The following is a 20,802-nucleotide window of genomic DNA, read 5'->3' as shown; positions in this document are numbered from 1 at the left end:
GCCGTGCTGCGCTGGCCGGACGGCCGGACCCGGCCGCTGCTCGTCGACGGCCAGCCGATCCTCCCCTCCGGCGTGTACGCCGACACCGACGGGCGGCTGCACGTCGGCCGGGACGCGCAGCGGCTGGCGCAGGCCGACCCGGCCGGGTACGAGCCGAACCCGAAGCGGCGGGTGGACGAGCCGAGCGTGTCGCTGGGCGGGCGGGCGTACCCCCCGGCGGAGCTGCTGGCGGCGACCCTGCGCGCGGTGGCGGAGTCGGCGGTCGCGGCGGCCGGCTTCCTGCCCCCGGCGGTGGTCACCTACCCGGCGGCCTGGGAGGCGCCCCGACGGCAGGTGCTGCACGAGGCCCTGGCGCTCGCCGGCTGGCCCACGGCCGCCGAGCACACCATGTCCGGGCCGATCCCGCCCGGGACCCGCCTGCTGCGGGAGCCGGTGGCCGCCGCCCGCTACTACACCGACGTGCTGCGCCGGCCGGTGCCGGTCGGCGGCGCGGTCGCGGTCTTCGACTTCGGCGGCGGCACGTTGGACGTCGCCGTGGTCCGCAACGAGGGCGCCGACCCGTGGGGGGACTCCGGCTTCACCGTGATCTCCACCGGCGGGGTGGCCGACCTGGGCGGCCTGGACCTGGACGCCGCCCTGGTGGGCCGGCTCGGGGAGCTGGTGGCCGACGCCGACCCGGCACGGTGGGCCCGGCTGACCACGCCGGAGACGGCCACCCAGTGGCGGGACCGGCAGCAGCTCTGGGACAACGTGCGCGGGGCGAAGGAGATGCTGTCGCGGGCCACCGTCGCCCCGGTCGCCGTACCGGGGGTGGAGACGGCGGCGCGGCTGGACCGGGCCGACCTGGAACGGCTCGCCGCTCCCCTGCTGGCCCGGGCGGTGGCGGAGACCCGCGAGGTGATCGCCGCCGCGGGGCTCACCCCGGAGCGGCTGGCCGGGCTCTTCCTGGTCGGCGGATCGTCCCGGATACCGCTGGTGGCCCGGATGCTGCACGCCGAGCTGGGCATCGCGCCGACGGTGCTGGAACAGCCCGAGCTGCCGGTCGCCGAGGGGGCTCTCACCGACCTGCCGATGCCCCGCCCACAGTCCCGGCCGGCACCGGTCGCCGCCGCAGCACCCGGCCACGCCCCGGCAGCGGCACCCGGAGCACCCGGGCACGCGGCGCCGCATGGGACGCCGGGCCGAGCGGCGACGCCGCATCAGACACCAGGGCACGCGCCAGGGGCGCACGGGTCACCCGGCGACGCGGCGGCGCACGGAACGCCGGGCCGACCGGCGACGCCGCATCAGACACCAGGGCAGGCACCGGCGACGCCACACCGGACGCCGGGGCACGCGCCGACGGCGCACGGGTCCGCCGGCGACCCGGCGGGGGTGGCCGACCCGGCGGCGAAGACGGCGACGGCGGCGACGCTGCCCCGGCCGGCGCCGACCCGGCCCGACCCGTACCTGCCCGGGCGGGCGGTGTCGCCGGCAGCCGGGACGGTGGCGGGCTGGTCGGGCGTACCCCACTCGGCTCCGCCGGTGTCGCCGGCGCCCGGCGGCGGTCCGACCGGGCCGGGACGGTCCCGGCGGGGGCTGTGGATCGCGCTCGGCGCGGGCCTCGCGGTGGTCGGGGTGTTGGCCGCGACCGTGCTCTGGCCGACCCGGGACCGCTACCCGGCGCTGGAGTTCCGGACCCTGGAGGTGGTGGCCACGCCGACGGCCGGCGCGGAGCGCTCGACCGCCGTGTTCACCTCGGTCCTCGGCGACCGCGCCTATCTCGCCCACCAGCTGGCCGACGACCGGCTGGAGGTGGTGGCGGTCGACACCGGCAGCGGGGGCGAACTGTGGCGCAAGGCCACCCCGGTGGGCGCCCAGCGGTGGGCCGGGATCCGCGCGCTGCCCGGCGGGGTCGCGGTCCTCGCGGACGCGTCCGGCGACAGCACGCCGCGCGACCTGCTGGTGCTCGACGCCGGCTCCGGCGACCAACGCTGGCGGCTCGCCGTGCACGGCGACGACGACCTGCACTACACCCGGGACACGGTGGTCTGGGTCGACCGGACCGGCGACCGCCTGGTGGGCCTGCGGATGCGCGACGGCCACGAGACGTGGCGCCGGGGCAGCCCGCGCGACGAGTACGGCAGCAACCGGACCCGGGTGGCGCGGGTCAGCACCCCGGAGGCGTTGGGCGGTGCCGGGTTCGTCACCGGCGCGCCGACGGCGCCCTGGCTCGGTACCGGCGGCCGGCTGGTGCAGGTGGGCGCCGACCGGTCGGTGCGGCTGATCGACATGGACAGCGGTGACGTGCTGCGCAGCCGGCCCAACGTGGCCGACGTCGAGGACCTGGTGGTAGCGCACGCCGACCGGCTGTACGTCACCGAGGACGACCGCGGTTACCGCCTTCTCGGGTACGACCTGGCCAGCCTCGGCGAGCCGGACGTGCTCTACACCGCCCCCGACGACGGGCGACGGCCGCAGTCGCTGGTCGCCTGCGGCGAGCACCGGGCCTGCCTGCTGGAGGTGCCGGACGGCGAGACCGCGCGCACCGAGGTGGTGGCGGCGACCGAGGGCAAGGGCAGCCGGCACTGGGCGGCCCCGGAGGCCGACGGGCTGGTGCCGGTCGGTGAGCACCTGGTGGCCCGGCGGGACTCCCCGCAGTCCGCCGTCACCCTCTTCGACGCCGACGGCAGGGCGGTGCTGCCCGACCGGGACGGCGTGGCGGTCCGGTTGGACGCGGGCAACGTGCTGGTCTTCGCGGAGCCGCCGAGCACCGCCGAGGACGACCGCAGCCTCGCCGGCATGGCGGTGGGCGGAAAGTCGCCGTTCGAGATGGGTGAGCTCAAGGACGTCCGCAGCGAATCCTGCTCGTGGACCGCCTCGGTGATCGCCTGCGGCCGGGCGAAGGACTTCGTGCTGTACCGCTTCGCCGGGGACGACTGAGCCCCACGGCCGGGGTCCACTGCGGCGGACGGCCGGCGGACGGGTCGTTTTCCCCCGGTTCGCCCTGGGTAGGGCAGTCGGCATGGAGACGAACACGAACGCGTACCTGGTCGGTGGCCCCGTGACGGCAGCACCCAGCAGGCGGCGAGCGCCCTGCTGGAGATCGAGCTGGACGGCATGATCCACCGCTACGTGCGCACCACGAAGCAGCACGGCGAGGACGGCACGGTCTACAACTACGACGGCATGGTCGCGCCGAACGGCGGGCAGCCCGGCGTCGAGGACCCGGCGGCCCGGGTCGCCTCCCCCAAGGCGGACGCGGAGGGGCACGGCACGGCGTGACGGCGCGACCCGGGCGCGGATGAACCGCGGCCGGCGGGGTAAGCAGCGCCGGCCTGGTGGAGAACGACCCGTTGTCGCGGCCTCCCGCGACCGGACGCGCGGGCGGGTCGGCCCCGGCCGATCCGCCCGCGACGTACGCGTCAGTTGCCGGTGACGAAGTTCCAGACCGACACGACCCACTCGGTCTGCTGAAGGTAGGCGACCCCGACGCCGACCAGGAAGATCGCGGTCACCAGGTGCGCGCCGCGCGCGCCGCGCCGGATCCGGCCCAGCTGACGCTCCCAGATCACCCGCCCGATCAGGCGGGAGAGCGCGAACAGGCCGACCGCGACCAGCAGGCTCAGCACGAAGGTGAGCAGCGGCGCGCCCAGGTCGCCCCGCCCGGAGATGGCCCAGATCCCCCAGCAGACGAAGGCGAAGAGCGCCCCCGCCATGCTCCACTCGCGGCCCTGGCGCAGCTGCGCCAGGTGCCAGCTCATCGGCCGGCGCGGCGCGGCCGGCTCGTTCCAGCTGTGCTCGTCGGCACCCACGGTGGGGAACTGCTCGGTGCGTGGGGTGCGCGGCCGCCCGACGGAGGCGACGCCGGGGCGGAACGCGTCCCGCTGCGGCGGCACCCCGACACCGGGCTGCGGCGGCACCTCGACTGTCCGCTCCGCCCACGGTTGTGTCTGGTCTGCCATCTCGTGTCCTCCCCTGACCGGTGCCGGCCTGCGGCCGGCCCGCCGTCTTCGAGGGTAGCCAGCCGGCAAATCGGTCGCCGCCCCGCCGACGATGGGCTAGACAGAGCCGATGACCCACCCCGTCCCCGACGTGCAGGTTCCCGTCGCGTCCGACTTCAACGAGATCGCCGACCTGATGGGTGACGCGTTCCACAACGCGTTCGACACCGACGCCCGGGAGGCCGAGCGGGGCATCTTCGAGCCGGACCGGTCGCTGCTGGTCCGTGACGGGGGTCGACCGGTGGCGCACGCCTCCGCCTTCACCCGGACGCTCACCGTCCCCGGGGCGACGGTGGCGGCGGCGCACGTCACCATGGTCGCGGTGGCCGTCACCCACCGCCGCCGGGGCCTGCTCAGCACGCTGATGGGTCGCCAGCTTCGGGAGATCTACGACACCGGCCGGGAGCCGGTCGCGGTGCTGTGGGCCAGCGAGGGACGGATCTACCCCCGGTTCGGCTACGGCCTGGCCGCGCAGCGCCTCGTCGTCGAGTGCCCGGCCACCGCCGAGCTGCGGCTGCCGGAGCCGGCGTCCGGGGCGGGCACCCTCCGCCTGGCCGACCCGGTCGCGTCGCAACCCGAGCTGGCCCGGGTGTACGACCGGGTGCGCCCGGACCGCCCCGGCTGGTCGGACCGGGACGAGCGCTGGTGGCGGTACGTGCTGGCCGACCCGACCGCCTGGCGGGGCGGGGCGACCCCACGCCGGGCGTTGCTGCACGAGGGGCCGGACGGCGTGGACGGGTACGCGCTCTGGCGGACCCGGGAGGAGTGGGACCAGCGCGGGCCGCGCGGCCAGGTACGGGTGGACGAGGTGGTCGCCACCGACCCCGAGGCGTACCTGGCGCTGTGGCGGACGCTCTTCTCGGTCGACCTGACCCGGCAGCTCTCCTGCGGCCGGGTCGCCGTGGACGAGCCGCTGCTGCGCCTGGTGGACGAGCCCCGCCGGCTCGGCGCCCAGCTGGTCGACGCGCCCTGGGTGCGGGTGGTGGACGTCCCGGCGGCGCTGGCCGCCCGCCGGTACCCGACCGCCGTCGACGTGGTGATCGACGTCACCGACGAACTGCTGCCGGAGAACACCGGGCGCTGGCGGCTCACCGGCGGTCCCACCGGCGCGGCGTGCGTCCGCACCGACGACCCGGCGGAACTGGCCTGCGACGTACGCGGCCTCGGCGAGCTGTACCTCGGCGGCGTGGCACCGGCCGCGCTGGCCGCCACGGGCCGGCTCCGCGTGCTGCGCCCCGGCGCGCTCGCCGCCGTCGGCCCGGCCTTCGGCTGGCACCGCCCCGGGGGCGATGGAGGTCTTCTGAGCGCCGGCGGGGCCACCGGGGCCGGTGCGGGCGGTACGGTCGGCTGATGGCGGATGCGGAGCGACGGCGACGCCGGCTGCGGCACCAGCCGGACGGGGTGGCCGGGGACGGCGACGGCCCCGCGGCGGCCACGGCCGAGGTACCCGACGGCACGCCCGCGCCCCGGGCGGGGCGCGGCGGCGGGGCCGAGGAGAGCGAGCGGGGCCTGCGGGGGCTGGTCGGTTCCGGTTCCTCGCAGGTGGGGGTCGGCGCGGCACTGCGGGCCCGGGACGCCGCCCGGCCGACCGACGAGGACCTGGCCGAGGCGGAGGCCCGGCTGGTGATCATCCGCCGCAACTGGGTGCCCCGCGAGGACCTGCCCCGCTCCGGCCGGTGACGGCTGAGGCCGGCCCGCACGGGCCGGCCTCGAACGGGGACCGGCCCGATGCGGGCCGGGGTCAACCGACGGTCAGGGCAGCTCGGGGAGCTGGCGGGTGCGCTCGTACTCGGCCATCTGGGCGATCCGGCGCGAGTGCCGCGGGTTGCCCGAGAAGGGCGTGGTGAGGAACGCCTCGACGATGGCGGTCGCCTCGTCCAGGGTGTGCTGGCGGGCGCCGACGGCCACCACGTTGGCGTCGTTGTGCTCCCGGCCGAGCTGGGCGGTCTCGACGTTCCAGGCCAGCGCCGCCCGGACGCCGGCGATCTTGTTGGCGGCGATCTGCTCGCCGTTGCCGGAGCCGCCGATGACCACCCCGAGGCTGCCCGGGTCGTTGACCACCCGGTCGCCGGTGTGCAGGCAGAAGGCCGGGTAGTCGTCGTCCGGGTCGAAGGCGTGCGGCCCGACGTCGACCAGCTCGTAGCCCTGCTTGGCCAGGTGGTTGGCCAGGTGCACCTTCAACTCGAAACCGGCGTGGTCGGATCCCAGATAGACGCGCATACCGCGCAGTCTGTCAGGCCCCGCCCCGGCACGTCGCGCGGGCGGCGAACCGGGGCGGATTCGTCACAGCGTCACCGGGGCAGCTCGGCGACGACCAGGCCGCCGCGCGCCTTCGGGGTGAACCAGGTGCTCTTGCGGGGCATCTTCTCCCGGGCCAGGTTCACCGCGACGAAGTCGTCCACGGTCACCGGGGCGATGAGGATCGCCAGCTCGGCCCGGCCGGCGTCGACCTCGCCGGTGAGCCAGCTCGCCGGGTAGTCGCCGCCGACGTAGGTGATCCGCTTGTCGCCGGGGTCGAGGCCGAGCGCGTCGCGCAGCAGCAGCCGCTCGACCAGCGCGTGGTCCAGGTTCTCCAGCCGGGCGGCGCCCTCGTCGTGCGGCAGCGTGACCGCGTACCCCTGGCCGGACAGCCGGAGGTGGACGGTGCCGCCGGCCGGCGGGACCTCGACCGGCCCGTCGATCGGGGTGATCGTCGCGCCGGCGGCGCGCAGCCGGTCGAGCAGCTCGTCTCCGGTGGTGGTCAGCTCGCTGACCAGCCGGTTGTAGGGCTGGATGGCGACCGACGCCGGGGTGGTGACCACCGACAGGAAGCGGGGCAGGCCGCCGGTCTGCGCGGCCAGGCTGCGGTGGTTGCCGTCGGCGACCACCAGCTCGCCGCCGCCGGCCAGCGCGGTCAGCTCGTCCTGCTGCGGGCCGGGGCCGAGCAGCCAGATGGCGTGCGTCCGGCCGGCCTGGTCGGTGTCGGTCGCGGCGGGCGCGCCGGCGGACTCGGTCGCCGCCGCGAGCGCGGCGTGCAGCTCGTCGCCCCGCCCGGTCTGGAGCAGGAGTACGGGTGAGAGCAGGTGCCCCAGCGCCTCGGCGAGGGCCACCCGCTCGCGCACCTTGGCGATGAAGACGTCCTCGTTGCGGATGACCAGGCCGGGCTCGTCGGCGCTGGTGGAGATCTGGTCGGTGTCCACCATGGCGAAGAGCCCGTACGCCGACTCCTCACCCGGCGCGCTGATCCGGTAGAGCACCACGACCTGCTCGGCCGGGGTGTAGCTGCCGTCGGCCTTGGCCTCGGCGAGGCGGGCCACCGCGTCGCCGAGCGCGTCGAGGAAGGACTTGCCGAGGCTCTCCGGCGCCCGGTGGGGCATCTCGATGCCGAGGGCACTGTGCGGGTTCGCCTCGATGATCGCGGTGATCTCCGCGTCGTCGGCGAACTCGTCGTAGTTCTGCGCGCCGGTGCCGCCAGTGGTGATCCAGGCCCGGGCGATCGGATGCACGACCGTCATGCCCGTTGACGCTACCGGCGTCGGCCGCCCGGACGACGCGGACCCCACGCCGGTCCACCAGATGAACCGGTCATCCCCGCTCGGCCGGCTCCTTGACGCGGCGGTGCCGTCCGGTCTGGTTGGGGACGGGCGCGCCGCGGCCCGCGGGCGCGGAGCCACCCGGGGCGCCGGGCGGGGTGGCCCGGCAGGTGACCGGGACCCGGGCGACGCCGACCACGATCGGCGGGGCGAGCAGGTCGACCATCTCGACGGGGAGTTCGGGGCTGACCGTCGGCCAGTGGCAGTCGTCGATCGACCAGTACGTGGTGGGGTCCGCCACCTCCTGCCCCGTCGACAGGTCGTCAGCGGACGGACGGCGGTGCTTGGCCATCGGGAAAGCCTCCGGGTCGGCCGGGTGCGGCCGCTGCGGCCGCTGCGCTGGACAACCGGAAAAACGACACCGTGCCCGGGAGGGTGACGCGACGTCGGCGGCGGCCCGGGGCCGGCACGGCGACGAGCTTCGGAGTCGGACGCGGCCCGGCGCGGTCAGCGGGTCCCTCGAGGGGCGAACCCGGTACGCGGACGCTGTGGAGCTGATGTCGTGAACGAATCACCGACCAGCGACGCGGTGATTCGTTCACGTCATCAGCTCGACAGGAGCGCCACACCGTCCTCGCCCCCGGGCCGAGTCGTCGCCGGGGACCGGACGCGCGGGCCCGGGGTGACGGCCGCGGTTCAGTCGAAGATCGGGCCGAGCTCGCGCGAGCGCTTGAGCTCGTAGAAGCCCGGGGTGCCGGCGACCAGCAGGACGCCGTCCCAGAGCCGTCCGGCGGCCTCGCCCTTCGGAGCCGGCGTGATCACCGGGCCGAAGAAGGCCACCTGGCGGCCGTCCGGGCCCGGGGCGTGGACGACCGGGGTGCCGACGTCGGTGCCGACGGGGCGCATCCCGGCCTCGTGGCTGGCCCGCAGCGCCTCGTCGTACTCGGTGGTGTCGGCGACGCCGGCCAGCGTCGGGTCCAGGCCGACGTCGGTGAGCGCGGCCTTGAACAGCTCCGGGCCGAGCTGCTCCTTACCCAGGTGGATCCGGGTGCCCATGGCGGTGTACAGCTTCGCCACCGCCTCCTGCCCGTGCTGCTGCTCGACGGCCACGCAGACGCGTACCGGGCCCCAGCCCTTCCTCATCAGCTCCTGGTAATCCTCGGGCAGGTCCCGACCCTCGTTGAGCACCGAGAGGCTCATCACGTGGAAGCGGATGTCCACGTCCCGGACCTTCTCGACCTCCAGCAGCCAGCGGGAGGTGATCCACGCCCAGGGGCACAGGGGATCGAACCACATGTCGACGGTGACACGATCGGTCACGGTGAGGTCCCTTCGCGACGGGTGACGCGCCGGGCAGCCCCGGCGCCGCTGCCTCGATCCTCACCCCGCAGGGCAGCGGCTGGTAGCGGAATGAGAGCGTGACCTCGACCACCGCGGGGCGTCGGTGCATGGAAGACTCGACTCGGGCCGGCCGTCACGAGCGGCCGACTGGGCTGGCGCAGCCGCGAGGCGGCGAGAGTGGGATGGAGACGAACAGTGCCGGGAGTGCGCAACCTGACCCAGGTGGAGGCCACCGAGCGGGCCCGCCTGCTGGAGGTGACCGGGTACGACATCAGCCTGGACCTGTCGACGGCCGTGCAGGCCGAGGGCCGTACGTTCCGGTCGGTGACCGAGGTCCGGTTCCGCTGCGCCGAGCCGGGTGCCGGCACCTTCATCGAGACCGCCGCCGAGTCGGTGCGGTCGGCGACGCTCAACGGCGCGCCGGTCGACCTCTCCGGCTGGTCGGCCGAGAAGGGCCTGGCGCTGTCCGGGCTGGCCGCGGAGAACACGCTCGTGGTGGACGCCGACTTCGCGTACTCCAACAGCGGGCAGGGCCTGCACCGCACGGTGGACCCGGTCGACGGCGAGACCTACCTCTACAGCCAGTTCGAGACGGCCGACGCGCAGCGGGTCTTCGCCTGCTTCGACCAGCCCGACCTGAAGAGCGTCTACACCTGGCACGCCACCGTCCCCGACCACTGGCGCGTGGTGTCCAACATGCCGGTGGAGCGCGAGGAGCCGGCCGGCGAGGCGCTCAAGACCGTCCACTTCGTGGAGTCGGCCCGGATGAGCACCTACATCACCGCGCTCTGCGCCGGGCCGTACCACGAGGTGCGGGACAGCCACGACGGCATCGACCTGGGGGTCTTCTGCCGGGCCTCGATGGCGCCGCACCTGGACTCCGACGACCTGTTCCTGATCACCAAGCAGGGCTTCGACTTCTTCCACGAGCAGTTCGGGGTGCGCTACCCGCTGCCCAAGTACGACCAGCTCTGGGTGCCGGACTTCAACGCCGGCGCGATGGAGAACTTCGGCTGCGTCACGCACGCCGAGTCGCACTACCTGTTCCGCTCCCAGGTCACCGACTTCGAGTACGAGCAGCGGGCCAACACGATCCTGCACGAGCTGGCGCACATGTGGTTCGGTGACCTGGTCACCATGCGCTGGTGGAACGACCTGTGGCTCAACGAGTCGTTCGCCGAGTGGGCCAGCCACTGGTGCAACACCCACGCCACCCGGTTCTCCGAGGCCTGGACGACCTTCCTGTCGATCCGGAAGAACTGGGGATACCGGCAGGACCAGCTCTCCTCCACCCACCCGGTGTACTGCGAGATGCCGGACCTGGAGGCGGTCGAGGTCAACTTCGACGGCATCACCTACGCCAAGGGCGCCAGCGTGCTCAAGCAGCTCGTCGCGTACGTCGGCGAGGAGCCGTTCGTGGCCGGCCTGCGGGCGTACTTCGGCAAACACGCCTGGGGCAACGCCACCTTCGACGACCTGCTCTCCGAGCTGGAGACCGCCTCCGGCCGGGAGCTGCGCAAGTTCGCCGCGCAGTGGCTGGAGACCGCCCAGGTCAACACGCTGCGCCCCGAGGTGACCATCGGCGACGACGGGACGTACCAGCGGGTGCTGGTCCGCCAGGAGGCACCGGCGGGGTACCCGACGCTGCGTACCCACCGCATCGGCGTGGGCCTCTACGACCTCACCGACGGCCGGCTGGTCCGCCGGGAGCGGATCGAGGTCGACGTGACCGGCGAGCAGAGCGAGCTGGACGCGCTGCACGGCAAGCGGGCCGCCGACGTGCTGCTGCTCAACGACGACGACCTGACGTACACCAAGCTGCGGCTGGACGAGCGGTCGATGGCCACCGTGGTGCAGCACATCGCCGGGCTGGAGTCCTCGCTGGCCCGGGCCCTGTGCTGGACGGCCGCCTGGGACATGACCCGCGACGCGGAGCTCGCCGCCCGCGACTACGTGGCGCTGGTGCTGGCCGGGCTGCCCGCCGAGACAGACATCAACCTGGTCACCGCCACCGTGCGGCAGGCGAGCACCACGCTCACCGTCTACGCCGACCCGGCCTGGGCGCCGACCGGCTGGGCGGAGCTGGCCCGGACCGCGAAGACGACGCTGGCCGCAGCCGAGCAGGGCAGCGGCTTCCAGCTCGCCTGGGCCCGCGCGTACGCCTCGGCGGCCCGCTCCGCCGAGGACCTGGCGACCCTGCGCGGCTGGCTGGACGGCAACGGCGTACCGGCCGGGCTGACCATCGACACCGAGTTGCGCTGGACGATCCTCCAGTCGCTGGTGGCCAACGGGGCGGCCGGCGCCGCCGAGGTCGAGGCCGAGCTGGCCGCCGACCGGACGGCCAGCGGCGAGCGGGAGGCCGCCTACGCGCACGCGCTGGTGCCGACAGCCGAGAACAAGGCTGCGGTCTGGGCCGAGCTGACCGGCCCGCAGTCACTGCCGAACTGGCGCAACCGGGCGCTGCTGCAGGGCTTCACCCACCCGGCGCAGGTGGAGCTCACCGCGCCGTACCGGGAGAGGTACTTCGCCAGCGTGGCGCAGGTCTGGGCGCAGCGGGACAGCGAGCCGGCGCAGGAGTTCGTCCAGCTCGCCTACCCGGCGTACCTGGTCGAGGAGGAGACGGTGGCGGCCACCGACGCCTGGCTGGCGCAGGACGGGCACCCGGCGCCGCTGCGCCGGCTGGTCGCCGAGGGCCGCGACGGGGTGGTCCGCTCGCTGAAGGCCCGCGCCAAGGACGCCCAGAGCGCCTGACCGAGGAGTACACGGCCCCGGGCCGGCGCGGGCAGGAGCCCGCGTCGGTCCGGGGCCGTTATCGTGGCGGATGGAGGTGAGCGTGATGGCACAACCTGGCTACGAGTGGCGCCCACCCGAGCGACGCTGGCGCGAGCAGGATCTGCTCGACCTGCCCGAGAACGGGAACCGCTACGAGCTCATCGACGGGAGCCTGCACGTGACCCCACCTGCCGGGCCGGACCACCACGAGCTGGCGGACGACATCCGGATGGCCCTGCGGCTGGCCGCTCAAGCGGATTGGCGGGTGATCCGGGAGATCGGGATACGGATACCGGACGGCAACCTGATTCCGGACATCACCGTGTTGCGGCCGACGGCACCTCGCGACCGCCTCTGGACCGAGCCGGGCGACGTCGCCCTCGTCGTCGAGGTGGAGTCACCCAACAGCCGCCGGCACGACCGGTTCACAAAGCCCGCCCTCTACGCCGAGGCGGGGATTCCCGCCTACTGGCGGGTGGAGCGGGGCGATTTCGGGCCGGTGGTGTACCGGTACGAGCTGGTGAAGGGCGTCCACTACGACCTCCTCGGCACGGTGGGGCCGGACGACGCCGTCGAGGTGGCCGAGCCGTGGCCGATGCGGCTCGATCCCAGCGTCTGGCCGCGCTGAAACCCATGAGAAAGCCCGGCCCGCGTCACGCGGGCCGGGCGTCGTCGTACGTGCGGGGGCTCAGGCCCTGCCGGCGTGGCTGGCGAGCTGGTCGAGGCCGTTGATGATGCCGCCGGCCAGGTCGCCGCCGCCGAACGCCGCCACCATCGACAGCGCGGCGAGCCGGGCGTACGTGTCGGGGATGCGCTTGCGCGCGTGCCGGCCGGTGACCACCTCCAGCTGGCGCTGGTTGGGCGACACCGCGATCAGGACGGACCGGTCGGGGTCGGCGAGCTGGCGGTGCAGGCGCTCGGCATGCTCCCGGACCGGCTCGTCGAGGCCGCCCACGTAGACCGAGAAGACCAGGCCGGTGCCCTGGTCGGCCAGGCGGAGCGCCTCGTCGATGCGCAGCAGCTGGCGGGTCGAGAACGGCCCGTCCAGCACGTCGGGCGGACTACCCGTCCCGCTCTGCATCTCACCAACGGTCACTTGCGCCTCCGGTTCCACCGGCCGGCGCCTCGATGCCGGCCTGCTCGAGCTTGTGGCTGGTCAGCGCCGGCGCCTGCGCGCCCGCGGACAGGGCGGTGCCGGCCGAGTCGGCCAACTGCTCCGGGCGGCCCAGGAACCAGACCGGGGTGAAGTCGAAGCGGCGGCCCGGCCGGTAGCGCTTGGGGCCCCCACCACGGCGGTTGCTGGCGAACACCAGACCGACGATCACCAGCATCACCGCCGCCGGGATGCCGACGAAGATCAGCAACGTCTCAGTGACAGACAATCCCAACGCCCCCAGGCGGAAGATAGCGACCAGAGCATCCGGGTCGGGTGACGATCATGGCGCCGACCTCCCGACTCCGCTGCCATTCACGTTAGCGGAGTCGACGCCCCGCCAGATTGCGGGGTGCCGATCCCATCCGTCACTGCAGTGTTCCAGTTGCGCTGCGGTGGCGATCAGTCGGGCGTCGTCGCCGTAGCGACCGGTCAGCAGCGCCCCGACGGGCAGATCGGTCGCGGTGCGCCCGAGCGGTAGCGAGACGGACGGATCTCCCGTCACGTTGAACACCGCGCAGTACGGCGAGAACCGACGCTGGCGGTCGAAATCGGCCGCCGGGTCGGCGTCGGCGGTGAACCAGCCGACCGGCGCCTGGGGTGCGGCCAGGGTGGGGCAGAGCAGCAGGTCACAGTCGGCGGTGCGGCGAGCGCCGAGGCGTACCTGGGCCTGGATCTCGCCGAGGGTGGCCATCAGCGCGCCGGCGCCGACGACCGCGCCCCGGGCGCGGAGGAACCGGGTCAGCGGCAGCAGTTCGGACTCCCGCTCCGGCGGCACCGGGGCCAGCGCCAGCACGTACCAGAGGGTCTCGAAGAGCGGCCACACCGCGGGGCCGAGCGGCCGGTCGACCTCGACCACCTCGTGGCCGGCCGCGGTGAGCAGCGCGGCGGCCCGGTCCACCGCGGCGACGCAGTCGGGGTGGACCGGCTCTTCGGCGAGCATCGGGGCGTCGAACCGGCCGATCCGCAGGCGGCCCGGGGCGGCCCGGCGGGCGACGCCGAGGTAGCCGCCGTCGGGTCGCGGCGGCGGCAGGTACGGCTCGCCGGGCACCGGCACCGCCATCGCGTCGAGCAGCGCGGCGACGTCGGCGACCGTACGCCCGAGCGGGCCGTTGGTGGGCAGGCCGAACGCGCCGAAGCCGAGCGGGCCGCTGGAGACCAGGCCGCGGCTCGGCTTGTAGCCGACCAGGCCGCAGAGGGCGGCCGGGATGCGCAGCGACCCGCCGCCGTCGGAGCCCTGGGCGACCGGGACCAGGCCGGTGGCCACCGCGGCCGCCGCGCCACCGCTGGAGCCGCCGGCGGTGTACGCCAGGTCCCACGGGTTGCGGGCCGGCGGCGCGACCAGCCCCTCGGAGTAGAGCGAGCAGCCCAGCTCGGAGGTGGTGGTCTTGCCGAGGCTGACCAGCCCGGCGGCGGCCATCAGCCGGACCACGTCGGCGTCCACCGGCGGGACGAAGTCGGCGAAGGCTGCCGAGCCGAAGGTGGTGCGCACCCCGGCGGTGAGGGTCAGGTCCTTGATCGCGGTCGGTACGCCGTGCAGCGGCCCACGCTCCGTGGCCGGCACCGCGTCGGCGGCCCGGGCGGCGGCGAGGGCGCGTTCGGGCGTGACGGTGACGAACGCGCCGACGGTGTCGCCGAGCGCGTCCACCCGGTCGAGGTGGTGCCTGACCAGATCGACGCTGGAGAACTCGCCCCGGGCGACGGCGGCGGCCTGCTCCAGCGCGGTCAGGTCGTGCGGCTCGGCCATGCCGCCATCCTGCCCGCTCGGCGGCCGGTTGGCCCGCCGACACGACCGGGACCCAGATCCGCGCCGACGTGGCGTCAGGAGAGGGTGCCCGCCGGGGCGACCCACTCGGACCGTGGGCCACCGACCTCGGTCAGGAGGTCGAAGTCACGGTCATAGTGCAGAACGGTCGCCGAGTATTCGGCGGCCGTGGCGGCGACGGTCACGTCAACCGGGCTGGCGGCGCGGTGCTGAATTCGGGCGGTCAGCGCCAACTGCAGGTCACGGGCGCGCGTGCAGACCGCCGCGGTGACCGGCAGGTCCACCATGAGTTGCGCGCGCCGGGCCCGGATGGTCGTGGCGTCCCGGAAGTCCCGCGCGCTGCGGCCGTCCTCGAGATCCAGCGGAAGGCATGTTGCCGCGAGGCCCTCCTCGAGGATCGCCGCGAGTCGCTTCTGGACCACCGGCAGACGCATCCGGGCCCAGGCCGACGTGTCGATCAGATAGAGGCCGCCCGGAGTCACGCGGCATCCTGCTGGCCGCGCGGTGTCTTGTCGTCGTCCAGGATCCCGGTCCAGTCCCGGTCGACGGACAGCAGTTCGCGTACGGCCTCCAGCCGCTCACTGCGTTCCGCCACCAGCCGCAGCGCCGCGTGGATCGTGTCCTTCTTACTCTTGGTGCCCAGCTCACGCCGCGCGCGTTCGAGTAGTTCATCATCGAGGTCGATAACAGTCTTCACGAGAAGACTATATAACGCCACGCAATGTTTATATACCCGGCCGGCCGAGGAAGCGCAGCGCGTTGCCGCCGAGCAGCTGGTCGCGCTGCTCGCCGGTGAGGAAGTCCGCCTCGTGGACCACCCGCCCGACCGGCCGCTCCCCCAGTGGGTACGGGTAGTCGCTGCCCAGCAGCACCCGGTCCGCGCCCATGGTGTCGACCAGCAGCCGCAGCGCGGCCGGGGCGAAGACCACCGAGTCGACGCTGAACCGGTCGGTGTAGGAGCTGGGCGGCGCGGTCGAGGCGCCGCGTACCAGGTCGCCACGGCGGTGCCAGGCGTTGTCGGCGCGGCCCAGCCAGAACGGGAAGCTGCCGCCGCCGTGCGCGAAGCAGATCCGCAGCGTCTCCGGCACCCGGTCGAAGACCCCGCCGAGGATGAGCGCCAGCACCGACAGGTGCGTCTCGGCGGGCATGCCGGTGAGCCAGCGGGCCATCCACCGGTCCAGCCGGGGCCCGCCCGGCATGTCCCACGGGTGCACGAAGACCGGCGCGCCCACCGCCGCGCAGTGGGTCAGGAACTGCACGATGCCGGCGTCGTCGAGGTCGCGGTCGCCGACGTGGTTGCCGATCTCCACGCCGACGTGCCCGGCCGCCAGGCAGCGGTCCAGCTCGGCGCAGGCCGCGTCCGGGTCCTGCAACGGCACCTGGCAGAAGGGCACCAGCCGGTCCCCACCGGCGGCGGTGACCTCCAGGGTGAGGTCGTTGAAGATCCGGGCGATCTTCACCGCCTGGTCGGCGGGGCGGTCGTAGGAGAAGAAGACCGGCGTCGGGGAGACCACCTGCACGTCGACGCCGTCGGCGGCCATGTCGGCCAGCCGGGTCGGGGCGTCCCAGCACTCCGCGCCGACCGGGCGGAACTCCATCTCGCCCACCATGATCATGGCGGCGCGCTCGGAGTCCACCCGCAACCAGGGCCAGCCGGACCCGCCGCACGCCGCGGCGAGGTCCGGCCACCCCCTGGGTACGACGTGCGTGTGCACGTCGACGACCGGTGGGCGCATCAGCCCTTGCCCGGGTGCAGCGTGCCGCACTTGTCGCAGGTGCGCGCGGACTCGTCGGCGTAGAACGCCTGGAAGACCGGGGGCAGGTCGGCGGCGATGTCGCGCACCTGCAGCTCCACCTCGTGCACCTTGTGCCCGCACTCCGGGCAGTACCACTGGAACTTCTCCAGCGTGCCCTCCTCGCGGACCCGCTCCACCACCACGCCGATCGAGCCGGGCTCGGGACGCTGCGGCGAGTGCGGGGTGTCGCGCGGCAACATCCACATCTGACCCTCGCGCACGTGCACCGTACGCGGCCCCTCGGGCGTCATCAGGTTGATGTGCATGTTGCCCTTGACCTGGTAGAAGAACTCCTCGTACGGGTCGACGTGGAAGTCGGTGCGCTGGTTGGGCCCGCCCACCACCATCACGATGAAGTCGTCCCCACCCGGGAACATCTCCTTGTTGCCCACCGGCGGCTTCAGCAGGTGCTGGTTCTCCGCGATCCAGCCCGGGAAGCTGAACGGCTCGGCGATCTCACTCACGACTGACCTCCTTGGGGAAGCAGGGCGACGGCCTGAATCTCGATCAGCAGGTGCGGGTGCGGCAACTGGTGCACGGCAACCGTCGTCCGGGTCGGCCCGGACGCGTCGAAGAACTCCGCCCACACCTCGTTGTAACCACCGAAGTCGTTCATGTTGACCAGGTAGGAGGTCACCTGGACGAGGTCGGAGAGGTCCGCACCGACCGACCGCAGCAGATCACGGATGTTCTCGATGACCGCCCGGGTCTGCGCCCGGATGTCGAGGTCCGTGGTGCCGAACTCGTCCACCGACACACCCGCGAAGGTGTTGTCCGGCCGCCGCGACGACGTGCCCGAGACGAAGACGAACCCGCCCGCCACCTTGACATGCGGAAACGCCCCCCGCGGCACCGCCTTGCCGGCAACTACCCGGGCGGTCACGACGCAGCCCGAAGAGAAGCGGTGCCGAGCTTCTCCACGACGGCACGCACATGGGCACCGGGACGCAGCGGCACCGCAGCGGTGGCGGCGCCGGCGAGGAAGACCCACCCGGAGCGCATCCGCACCCCGTGCCGACCGGCCAGCCGGATGCCCTCGTCCAGCGCCCGGCGCGGGTCGCCGAGGATCGCCGCCGTCGAGCCGACCTGCGCCACCCGCCCGTCGATCTCCAGCAGCACGCCCAGGTTGTCCAGCCCGTCGGGCACCGGCGACCACGGCCCGACCACGAACGCCGCCGCCGAGGTGTTGTCGGCGACCACGTCGGGCAGGGAGAAGGAGAAGTTCGCGTAGCGGGAGTCGATCAGCTCGATCGCCGGGGCGACCGCGCGGACCGCGTCGGCGAAGGCGCCGACCGGCTCGCCCGGATCGGGAAGGCGGTCCAGCAGGAACGCGACCTCCGGCTCGACCCGTGGGTGGATGAAGTCGGCCACGTCGACCGTGCCGCCGTCGGGGACCCGCATCACGTCGGTTAGCCGGCCCCAGATCACCTCGTTTACCCCCATCTGGGCCATCTTCGCCTTGCTGGTCAGCCCCATCTTGAGCCCGACCAGCCGCTCGCCCCGCTCCAGCCGGCGCTGCAGCAGCGCGGTCTGCACCGCGTACGCGCCGTCGACGTCCAGGCCGGTCTCGGCGGCCAGCTGCGGGATCGCGGTGGCCGAGTCCGCCGCCACGCCCAGCCGCTCGGCGATACCCGCGACATCCACCCCGATCATGCGGCCTCCCCCTGCTCGTCGCGGCCGGTCAACCGCTCCTCGCGGCCGGCCAGGTCCAGCGCCACGTCCACGATCATGTCCTCCTGGCCGCCGACCATCCGCCGCCGGCCCAGCTCGACCAGGATCGAGCGGACGTCCACGCCGTACTTCGCCGAGGCGCGCTCGGCGTGCCGCAGGAAGCTGGAGTAGACCCCGGCGTACCCGAGGGAGAGCGTCTCCCGGTCGACCTGGACCGGGCGGTCCTGCAGCGGCCGGACGATGTCGTCGGCCGCGTCCATCAGCGCGAACACGTCGCAGCCGTGCTTCCAGCCGTGCAGCTCGGCGACGGCCACGAAGACCTCCAGCGGGGCGTTGCCGGCCCCGGCGCCCATCCCGGCCAGCGACGCGTCCACCCGGACGGTACGGCCGTGCGGGGCGTCCGGCCCGGCCAGCCCGTCGCCGGCGATCCGGCCGTGCTCGACGGCGAGCACGCTGTTGGCCACCCCGAGCGACAGGTTGTGGTGGGCGTGGATGCCGATCTGCGTCTCCGGCCGGAGCACCTGCCGGTACGCGTCGACCCGCTGGGCCACGTCGGACATCAGCAGCCGGCCGCCGGAGTCGGTGACGTAGACGCAGTGCGCCCCGTACGACTCCATCAGCTTGGCCTGGGCGGCCAGCCCGGCCGGGTCGTTCATGTGCGACATCATCAGGAACCCGGAGACGTCCATGCCGTTCTCCCGGGCCCAGGAGATGTGCTGGGCGGAGATGTCCGCCTCGGTGCAGTGGGTGGCGATCCGCACGCTGGTCACCCCGAGCGCCTTCGCCGCCTTCAGGTCGGCGATGGTGCCGATCCCGGGCAGCAGCAGGGTGGTCAGCTTCGCGGTGGTCAGCACCTCGGCGGCGGCGGAGATCCAGTCGGCGTCGCTCGCGGCGCCGTGGCCGTAGTTGACGCTGGAGCCGGCCAGCCCGTCGCCGTGCGCCACCTCGATGGCGGCCACCCCGGCGGCGTCCAGCGCGGCGGCGATGGTGCGCACCTGGTCGACGGTGTAGCGGTGGGCGATGGCGTGCATGCCGTCGCGCAGCGTCACGTCCTGGATGTACAGGTCGGTCATGCCGCCACCTCCGCGCTGCTCGCGCGGCGGGCCACCAGTCGCTCGGCGGTGCGCAGCGCGGCGGAGGTCATGATGTCCAGGTTCCCGGCGTACGCCGGCAGGTAGTGCCCGGCCCCGGAGACCTCCAGGAAGACCGAGACCTGCCAGCCGGTCAGGTGCCGGCCGAGCGACGGCACGTAGGTGTCGACCCGGTCGAACTGCACGTCCTGCTTGAGCCGGTAGCCGGGGACGTACTCCTGGACCGTGGCCACCATGTCGGCCACCGAGGCGGCGATGGCCGCCCGGTCGGCGTCGGTGTCCGGGCAGAGGCAGTAGACGGTGTCGCGCATCAGCAGCGGCGGGTCGGCCGGGTTGAGCACGATGATCGCCTTGCCGCGCTCCGCGCCGCCGACCACCTCGATCGCCCGGGCGGTGGTCTCGGTGAACTCGTCGATGTTGGCCCGGGTGCCCGGACCGGCCGACTTCGAGGCGATCGAGGCGACGATCTCCGCGTACGCGACCGGCGTGACCCGGCCGACGGCGGCGACGATCGGCACGGTGGCCTGCCCGCCGCAGGTGACCATGTTGACGTTGCTCTCGTGCAGGTGCTCGTCCAGGTTCACCGGCGGCACCACGTACGGGCCGATGGCCGCCGGGGTCAGGTCGACCACCGTGCGGCCGTGCGCCCGCAGCACGGCGTCGTTGTGCCGGTGCGCGCCGGCCGAGGTGGCGTCGAAGACCAGCTCCACGTCGGCGAACTCGGGCATGGCGACGAGCCCGTCCACGCCGTCGGCGGTGGTGGCCACGCCGAGCCGCCGGGCCCGGGCCAGGCCGTCGGACTCCGGGTCGATGCCGGCCATCGCCACCATCCGGAGGCTGTCGCTGAGCCGCAACACCTTGATCATCAGATCGGTGCCGATGTTGCCGGACCCGATCACCGCCACACCCGTGGTCATGCCCGGGCCTCCTTCGCAAAACAGGTCCGCACCGAACCGAGCCCGGAGATCCGGGCCTCGTACGCGGCGCCCGGGGTGACCGGCACCATCGGGCCGAGCGCCCCGGAGAGCACCACGTCGCCCGCGCGCAGCGGGTCGCCGGCCCGGGCCATCGTCCGCACCAGCCACTCCAGCGCGTGCAACGGATTGCCGAGGCAGGCCGCCCCGGCGCCGACCGAGACCGGCTCGCCGGCGTGCTCCAGCACCATCCCGCACAACCGCAGGTCCACGTCGGCGAGCCGGCGCGGCGTGGTGCCGAGCACGAACATCCCGCTGGAGGCGTTGTCGGCGACGGTGTCCACGATGGAGATGTCCCAACCGGCGATCCGCGAGTCGACGATCTCGATGGCCGGGAGCACGTGGTCGACCGCCCGGAGCAGGTCCACGGTGGTGACCCGCTCGTCGGTCAGGTCCGCGCCGAGCACGAAGGCGATCTCCGCCTCCACCCGGGGCTGGAGCAGGCGCTCGATCGGCACCTCGACGCCGTCGCCGACCGCCATCGCGTCGGTCAGCACCCCGAAGTCCGGCTGGAAGACGCCGAAACTCTCCTGCACCGCCCGGGAGGTCAGCCCGATCTTCGCGCCCACCCGGCGCTCGCCCCGGCCCTGCCACGCCCGCGCCTGCAACTGCTGCACCCGGTACGCCGACTCGACGTCGCCCTCCGGCAGCAGCCGCCCGCGCAGCGGTGGGCAGGGCTTCCCGCTGGTGCGGGCCTCGGCCAGCTCCCGGTTCGCCGCTTCGATGTCAGCTCTCACGCCGGCT

General features: G+C 74.0%; 22 protein-coding genes and 2 pseudogenes. 7 read left to right on the top strand and 17 right to left on the bottom strand.

Annotation, left to right across the window (positions count from 1 at the left end):
* Positions 1-198: 198 nt before the first annotated feature.
* The 3 genes and pseudogenes from KBX37_RS35965 to KBX37_RS12215 form a co-directional block, all read left to right on the top strand.
* Positions 199-1,044 (top strand): annotated as a pseudogene (locus KBX37_RS35965) (Hsp70 family protein); the annotation flags it as partial.
* Between the two features lie 27 nt (positions 1,045-1,071).
* Positions 1,072-2,922, top strand: coding sequence for a PQQ-binding-like beta-propeller repeat protein (locus KBX37_RS35960; RefSeq protein ID WP_374103731.1), 1,851 nt, complete (start codon positions 1,072-1,074; stop codon positions 2,920-2,922).
* A gap of 177 nt (positions 2,923-3,099) precedes the next feature.
* Entirely contained in the window at positions 3,100-3,264 is a 165-nt protein-coding gene (locus KBX37_RS12215) for a hypothetical protein (RefSeq protein WP_210776019.1), read from the top strand.
* A 140-nt stretch (positions 3,265-3,404) separates the two neighbouring features.
* Here KBX37_RS12215 and KBX37_RS12210 read toward each other — a convergent pair whose 3' ends face one another.
* Positions 3,405-3,944 carry a hypothetical protein gene (locus KBX37_RS12210; protein WP_210776018.1) on the bottom strand — a complete coding sequence of 180 codons (540 nt, stop codon included), beginning with the start codon at positions 3,942-3,944 and terminating at the stop codon, positions 3,405-3,407.
* 109 nt (positions 3,945-4,053) lie between these two features.
* On the opposite strand from KBX37_RS12210, the pseudogene KBX37_RS12205 reads away from it, so the two are divergent.
* A pseudogene (locus KBX37_RS12205) lies at positions 4,054-5,287 on the top strand (GNAT family N-acetyltransferase).
* Positions 5,288-5,333: 46 nt separating this feature from the next.
* Entirely contained in the window at positions 5,334-5,663 is a 330-nt protein-coding gene (locus KBX37_RS12200; RefSeq protein ID WP_210776017.1) for a hypothetical protein, read from the top strand.
* A 72-nt stretch (positions 5,664-5,735) separates the two neighbouring features.
* Here the strand turns inward: KBX37_RS12200 and KBX37_RS12195 are convergent, their stop codons facing one another.
* The 4 genes from KBX37_RS12195 to KBX37_RS12180 all read right to left on the bottom strand — a co-directional run bounded on the left by KBX37_RS12195 (position 5,736) and on the right by KBX37_RS12180 (position 8,791).
* Positions 5,736-6,203 (bottom strand): ribose-5-phosphate isomerase, encoded by a 468-nt coding sequence (locus KBX37_RS12195; protein WP_154942421.1) that lies wholly within the window; start codon positions 6,201-6,203, stop codon positions 5,736-5,738.
* 71 nt (positions 6,204-6,274) lie between these two features.
* On the bottom strand, positions 6,275-7,477 hold the full coding sequence (locus KBX37_RS12190) for a DUF1015 family protein (protein WP_154942420.1): 1,203 nt from the start codon (positions 7,475-7,477) through the stop codon (positions 6,275-6,277).
* Between the two features lie 70 nt (positions 7,478-7,547).
* Positions 7,548-7,847 (bottom strand): hypothetical protein, encoded by a 300-nt coding sequence (locus KBX37_RS12185; protein ID WP_210776016.1) that lies wholly within the window; start codon positions 7,845-7,847, stop codon positions 7,548-7,550.
* A 344-nt stretch (positions 7,848-8,191) separates the two neighbouring features.
* Positions 8,192-8,791 carry a disulfide bond formation protein DsbA gene (locus KBX37_RS12180; protein ID WP_247657802.1) on the bottom strand — a complete coding sequence of 200 codons (600 nt, stop codon included), beginning with the start codon at positions 8,789-8,791 and terminating at the stop codon, positions 8,192-8,194.
* 249 nt (positions 8,792-9,040) lie between these two features.
* Here KBX37_RS12180 and pepN point away from each other — a divergent pair, with 249 nt between their 5' ends.
* Both pepN and KBX37_RS12170 read left to right on the top strand, forming a co-directional pair.
* Complete coding sequence (pepN, locus tag KBX37_RS12175; protein WP_210776014.1) at positions 9,041-11,587, top strand: aminopeptidase N; 2,547 nt, start codon at positions 9,041-9,043, stop codon at positions 11,585-11,587.
* 85 nt (positions 11,588-11,672) lie between these two features.
* On the top strand, positions 11,673-12,236 hold the full coding sequence (locus KBX37_RS12170) for a Uma2 family endonuclease (protein WP_210776013.1): 564 nt from the start codon (positions 11,673-11,675) through the stop codon (positions 12,234-12,236).
* A gap of 60 nt (positions 12,237-12,296) precedes the next feature.
* On the opposite strand, the gene KBX37_RS12165 is transcribed toward KBX37_RS12170, so the two are convergent.
* From KBX37_RS12165 to KBX37_RS12110, 12 genes are all read right to left on the bottom strand, one after another.
* Positions 12,297-12,704 (bottom strand): DUF5130 family protein, encoded by a 408-nt coding sequence (locus KBX37_RS12165; RefSeq protein WP_210776012.1) that lies wholly within the window; start codon positions 12,702-12,704, stop codon positions 12,297-12,299.
* A complete protein-coding gene (locus KBX37_RS12160) occupies positions 12,691-12,972 on the bottom strand; it encodes a hypothetical protein (protein WP_210776034.1) in 282 nt (93 codons plus the stop codon). The genes KBX37_RS12165 and KBX37_RS12160 overlap by 14 nt, the downstream gene beginning before the upstream one ends.
* A 72-nt stretch (positions 12,973-13,044) precedes the next feature.
* Positions 13,045-14,508 carry an amidase gene (locus KBX37_RS12155; RefSeq protein ID WP_210776011.1) on the bottom strand — a complete coding sequence of 488 codons (1,464 nt, stop codon included), beginning with the start codon at positions 14,506-14,508 and terminating at the stop codon, positions 13,045-13,047.
* A 74-nt stretch (positions 14,509-14,582) separates the two neighbouring features.
* A complete protein-coding gene (locus KBX37_RS12150) occupies positions 14,583-15,008 on the bottom strand; it encodes a PIN domain-containing protein (RefSeq protein WP_210776010.1) in 426 nt (141 codons plus the stop codon).
* Positions 15,005-15,223 (bottom strand): type II toxin-antitoxin system VapB family antitoxin, encoded by a 219-nt coding sequence (locus KBX37_RS12145; RefSeq protein WP_307849045.1) that lies wholly within the window; start codon positions 15,221-15,223, stop codon positions 15,005-15,007. Before KBX37_RS12145 ends, KBX37_RS12150 begins: the two co-directional genes overlap by 4 nt.
* Positions 15,224-15,251: 28 nt before the next feature.
* On the bottom strand, positions 15,252-16,262 hold the full coding sequence (locus KBX37_RS12140) for an amidohydrolase family protein (RefSeq protein WP_210776008.1): 1,011 nt from the start codon (positions 16,260-16,262) through the stop codon (positions 15,252-15,254).
* A complete protein-coding gene (locus tag KBX37_RS12135; protein ID WP_210776007.1) occupies positions 16,262-16,786 on the bottom strand; it encodes a 3-hydroxyanthranilate 3,4-dioxygenase in 525 nt (174 codons plus the stop codon). Before KBX37_RS12135 ends, KBX37_RS12140 begins: the two co-directional genes overlap by 1 nt.
* Entirely contained in the window at positions 16,783-17,205 is a 423-nt protein-coding gene (locus KBX37_RS12130) for a RidA family protein (RefSeq protein WP_210776006.1), read from the bottom strand. Before KBX37_RS12130 ends, KBX37_RS12135 begins: the two co-directional genes overlap by 4 nt.
* Positions 17,202-17,975, bottom strand: a complete 774-nt coding sequence (locus KBX37_RS12125) for a 2-keto-4-pentenoate hydratase (protein WP_210776005.1) — start codon at positions 17,973-17,975, stop codon at positions 17,202-17,204. Before KBX37_RS12125 ends, KBX37_RS12130 begins: the two co-directional genes overlap by 4 nt.
* Complete coding sequence (gene dmpG, locus KBX37_RS12120; RefSeq protein ID WP_210776004.1) at positions 17,972-19,066, bottom strand: 4-hydroxy-2-oxovalerate aldolase; 1,095 nt, start codon at positions 19,064-19,066, stop codon at positions 17,972-17,974. The genes KBX37_RS12125 and dmpG overlap by 4 nt, the downstream gene beginning before the upstream one ends.
* The gene (locus tag KBX37_RS12115) at positions 19,063-20,001 is read right to left on the bottom strand and encodes an acetaldehyde dehydrogenase (acetylating) (protein WP_210776003.1); all 939 of its coding nucleotides are present in this window, start codon (positions 19,999-20,001) and stop codon (positions 19,063-19,065) included. The genes dmpG and KBX37_RS12115 overlap by 4 nt, the downstream gene beginning before the upstream one ends.
* The gene (locus tag KBX37_RS12110; protein WP_210776002.1) at positions 19,998-20,795 is read right to left on the bottom strand and encodes a 2-keto-4-pentenoate hydratase; all 798 of its coding nucleotides are present in this window, start codon (positions 20,793-20,795) and stop codon (positions 19,998-20,000) included. The genes KBX37_RS12115 and KBX37_RS12110 overlap by 4 nt, the downstream gene beginning before the upstream one ends.
* Positions 20,796-20,802: the final 7 nt, after the last annotated feature.

Origin of the sequence: Micromonospora sp. U56 (genome assembly GCF_018070095.1) — a bacterium.
In the GTDB taxonomy this organism is placed as follows: domain Bacteria; phylum Actinomycetota; class Actinomycetes; order Mycobacteriales; family Micromonosporaceae; genus Micromonospora; species Micromonospora purpureochromogenes.
The sequence above is the reverse complement of the archived record's forward strand: the minus strand, read 5'-3'. Positions and strand labels throughout refer to the sequence as shown.

Coding starts and splice junctions, on each gene's coding strand:
- KBX37_RS35960 (WP_374103731.1), top strand. CDS start 1,072: ATGCCCCGCCCACAGTCCCGGCCGGCACCGGTCGCCGCCGCAGCACCC.
- KBX37_RS12215 (WP_210776019.1), top strand. CDS start 3,100: ATGATCCACCGCTACGTGCGCACCACGAAGCAGCACGGCGAGGACGGC.
- KBX37_RS12210 (WP_210776018.1), bottom strand. CDS start 3,944: ATGGCAGACCAGACACAACCGTGGGCGGAGCGGACAGTCGAGGTGCCG.
- KBX37_RS12200 (WP_210776017.1), top strand. CDS start 5,334: ATGGCGGATGCGGAGCGACGGCGACGCCGGCTGCGGCACCAGCCGGAC.
- KBX37_RS12195 (WP_154942421.1), bottom strand. CDS start 6,203: ATGCGCGTCTATCTGGGATCCGACCACGCCGGTTTCGAGTTGAAGGTG.
- KBX37_RS12190 (WP_154942420.1), bottom strand. CDS start 7,477: ATGACGGTCGTGCATCCGATCGCCCGGGCCTGGATCACCACTGGCGGC.
- KBX37_RS12185 (WP_210776016.1), bottom strand. CDS start 7,847: ATGGCCAAGCACCGCCGTCCGTCCGCTGACGACCTGTCGACGGGGCAG.
- KBX37_RS12180 (WP_247657802.1), bottom strand. CDS start 8,791: ATGTGGTTCGATCCCCTGTGCCCCTGGGCGTGGATCACCTCCCGCTGG.
- KBX37_RS12170 (WP_210776013.1), top strand. CDS start 11,673: ATGGCACAACCTGGCTACGAGTGGCGCCCACCCGAGCGACGCTGGCGC.
- KBX37_RS12155 (WP_210776011.1), bottom strand. CDS start 14,508: ATGGCCGAGCCGCACGACCTGACCGCGCTGGAGCAGGCCGCCGCCGTC.
- KBX37_RS12140 (WP_210776008.1), bottom strand. CDS start 16,262: ATGCGCCCACCGGTCGTCGACGTGCACACGCACGTCGTACCCAGGGGG.
- KBX37_RS12125 (WP_210776005.1), bottom strand. CDS start 17,975: ATGATCGGGGTGGATGTCGCGGGTATCGCCGAGCGGCTGGGCGTGGCG.
- dmpG (WP_210776004.1), bottom strand. CDS start 19,066: ATGACCGACCTGTACATCCAGGACGTGACGCTGCGCGACGGCATGCAC.
- KBX37_RS12115 (WP_210776003.1), bottom strand. CDS start 20,001: ATGACCACGGGTGTGGCGGTGATCGGGTCCGGCAACATCGGCACCGAT.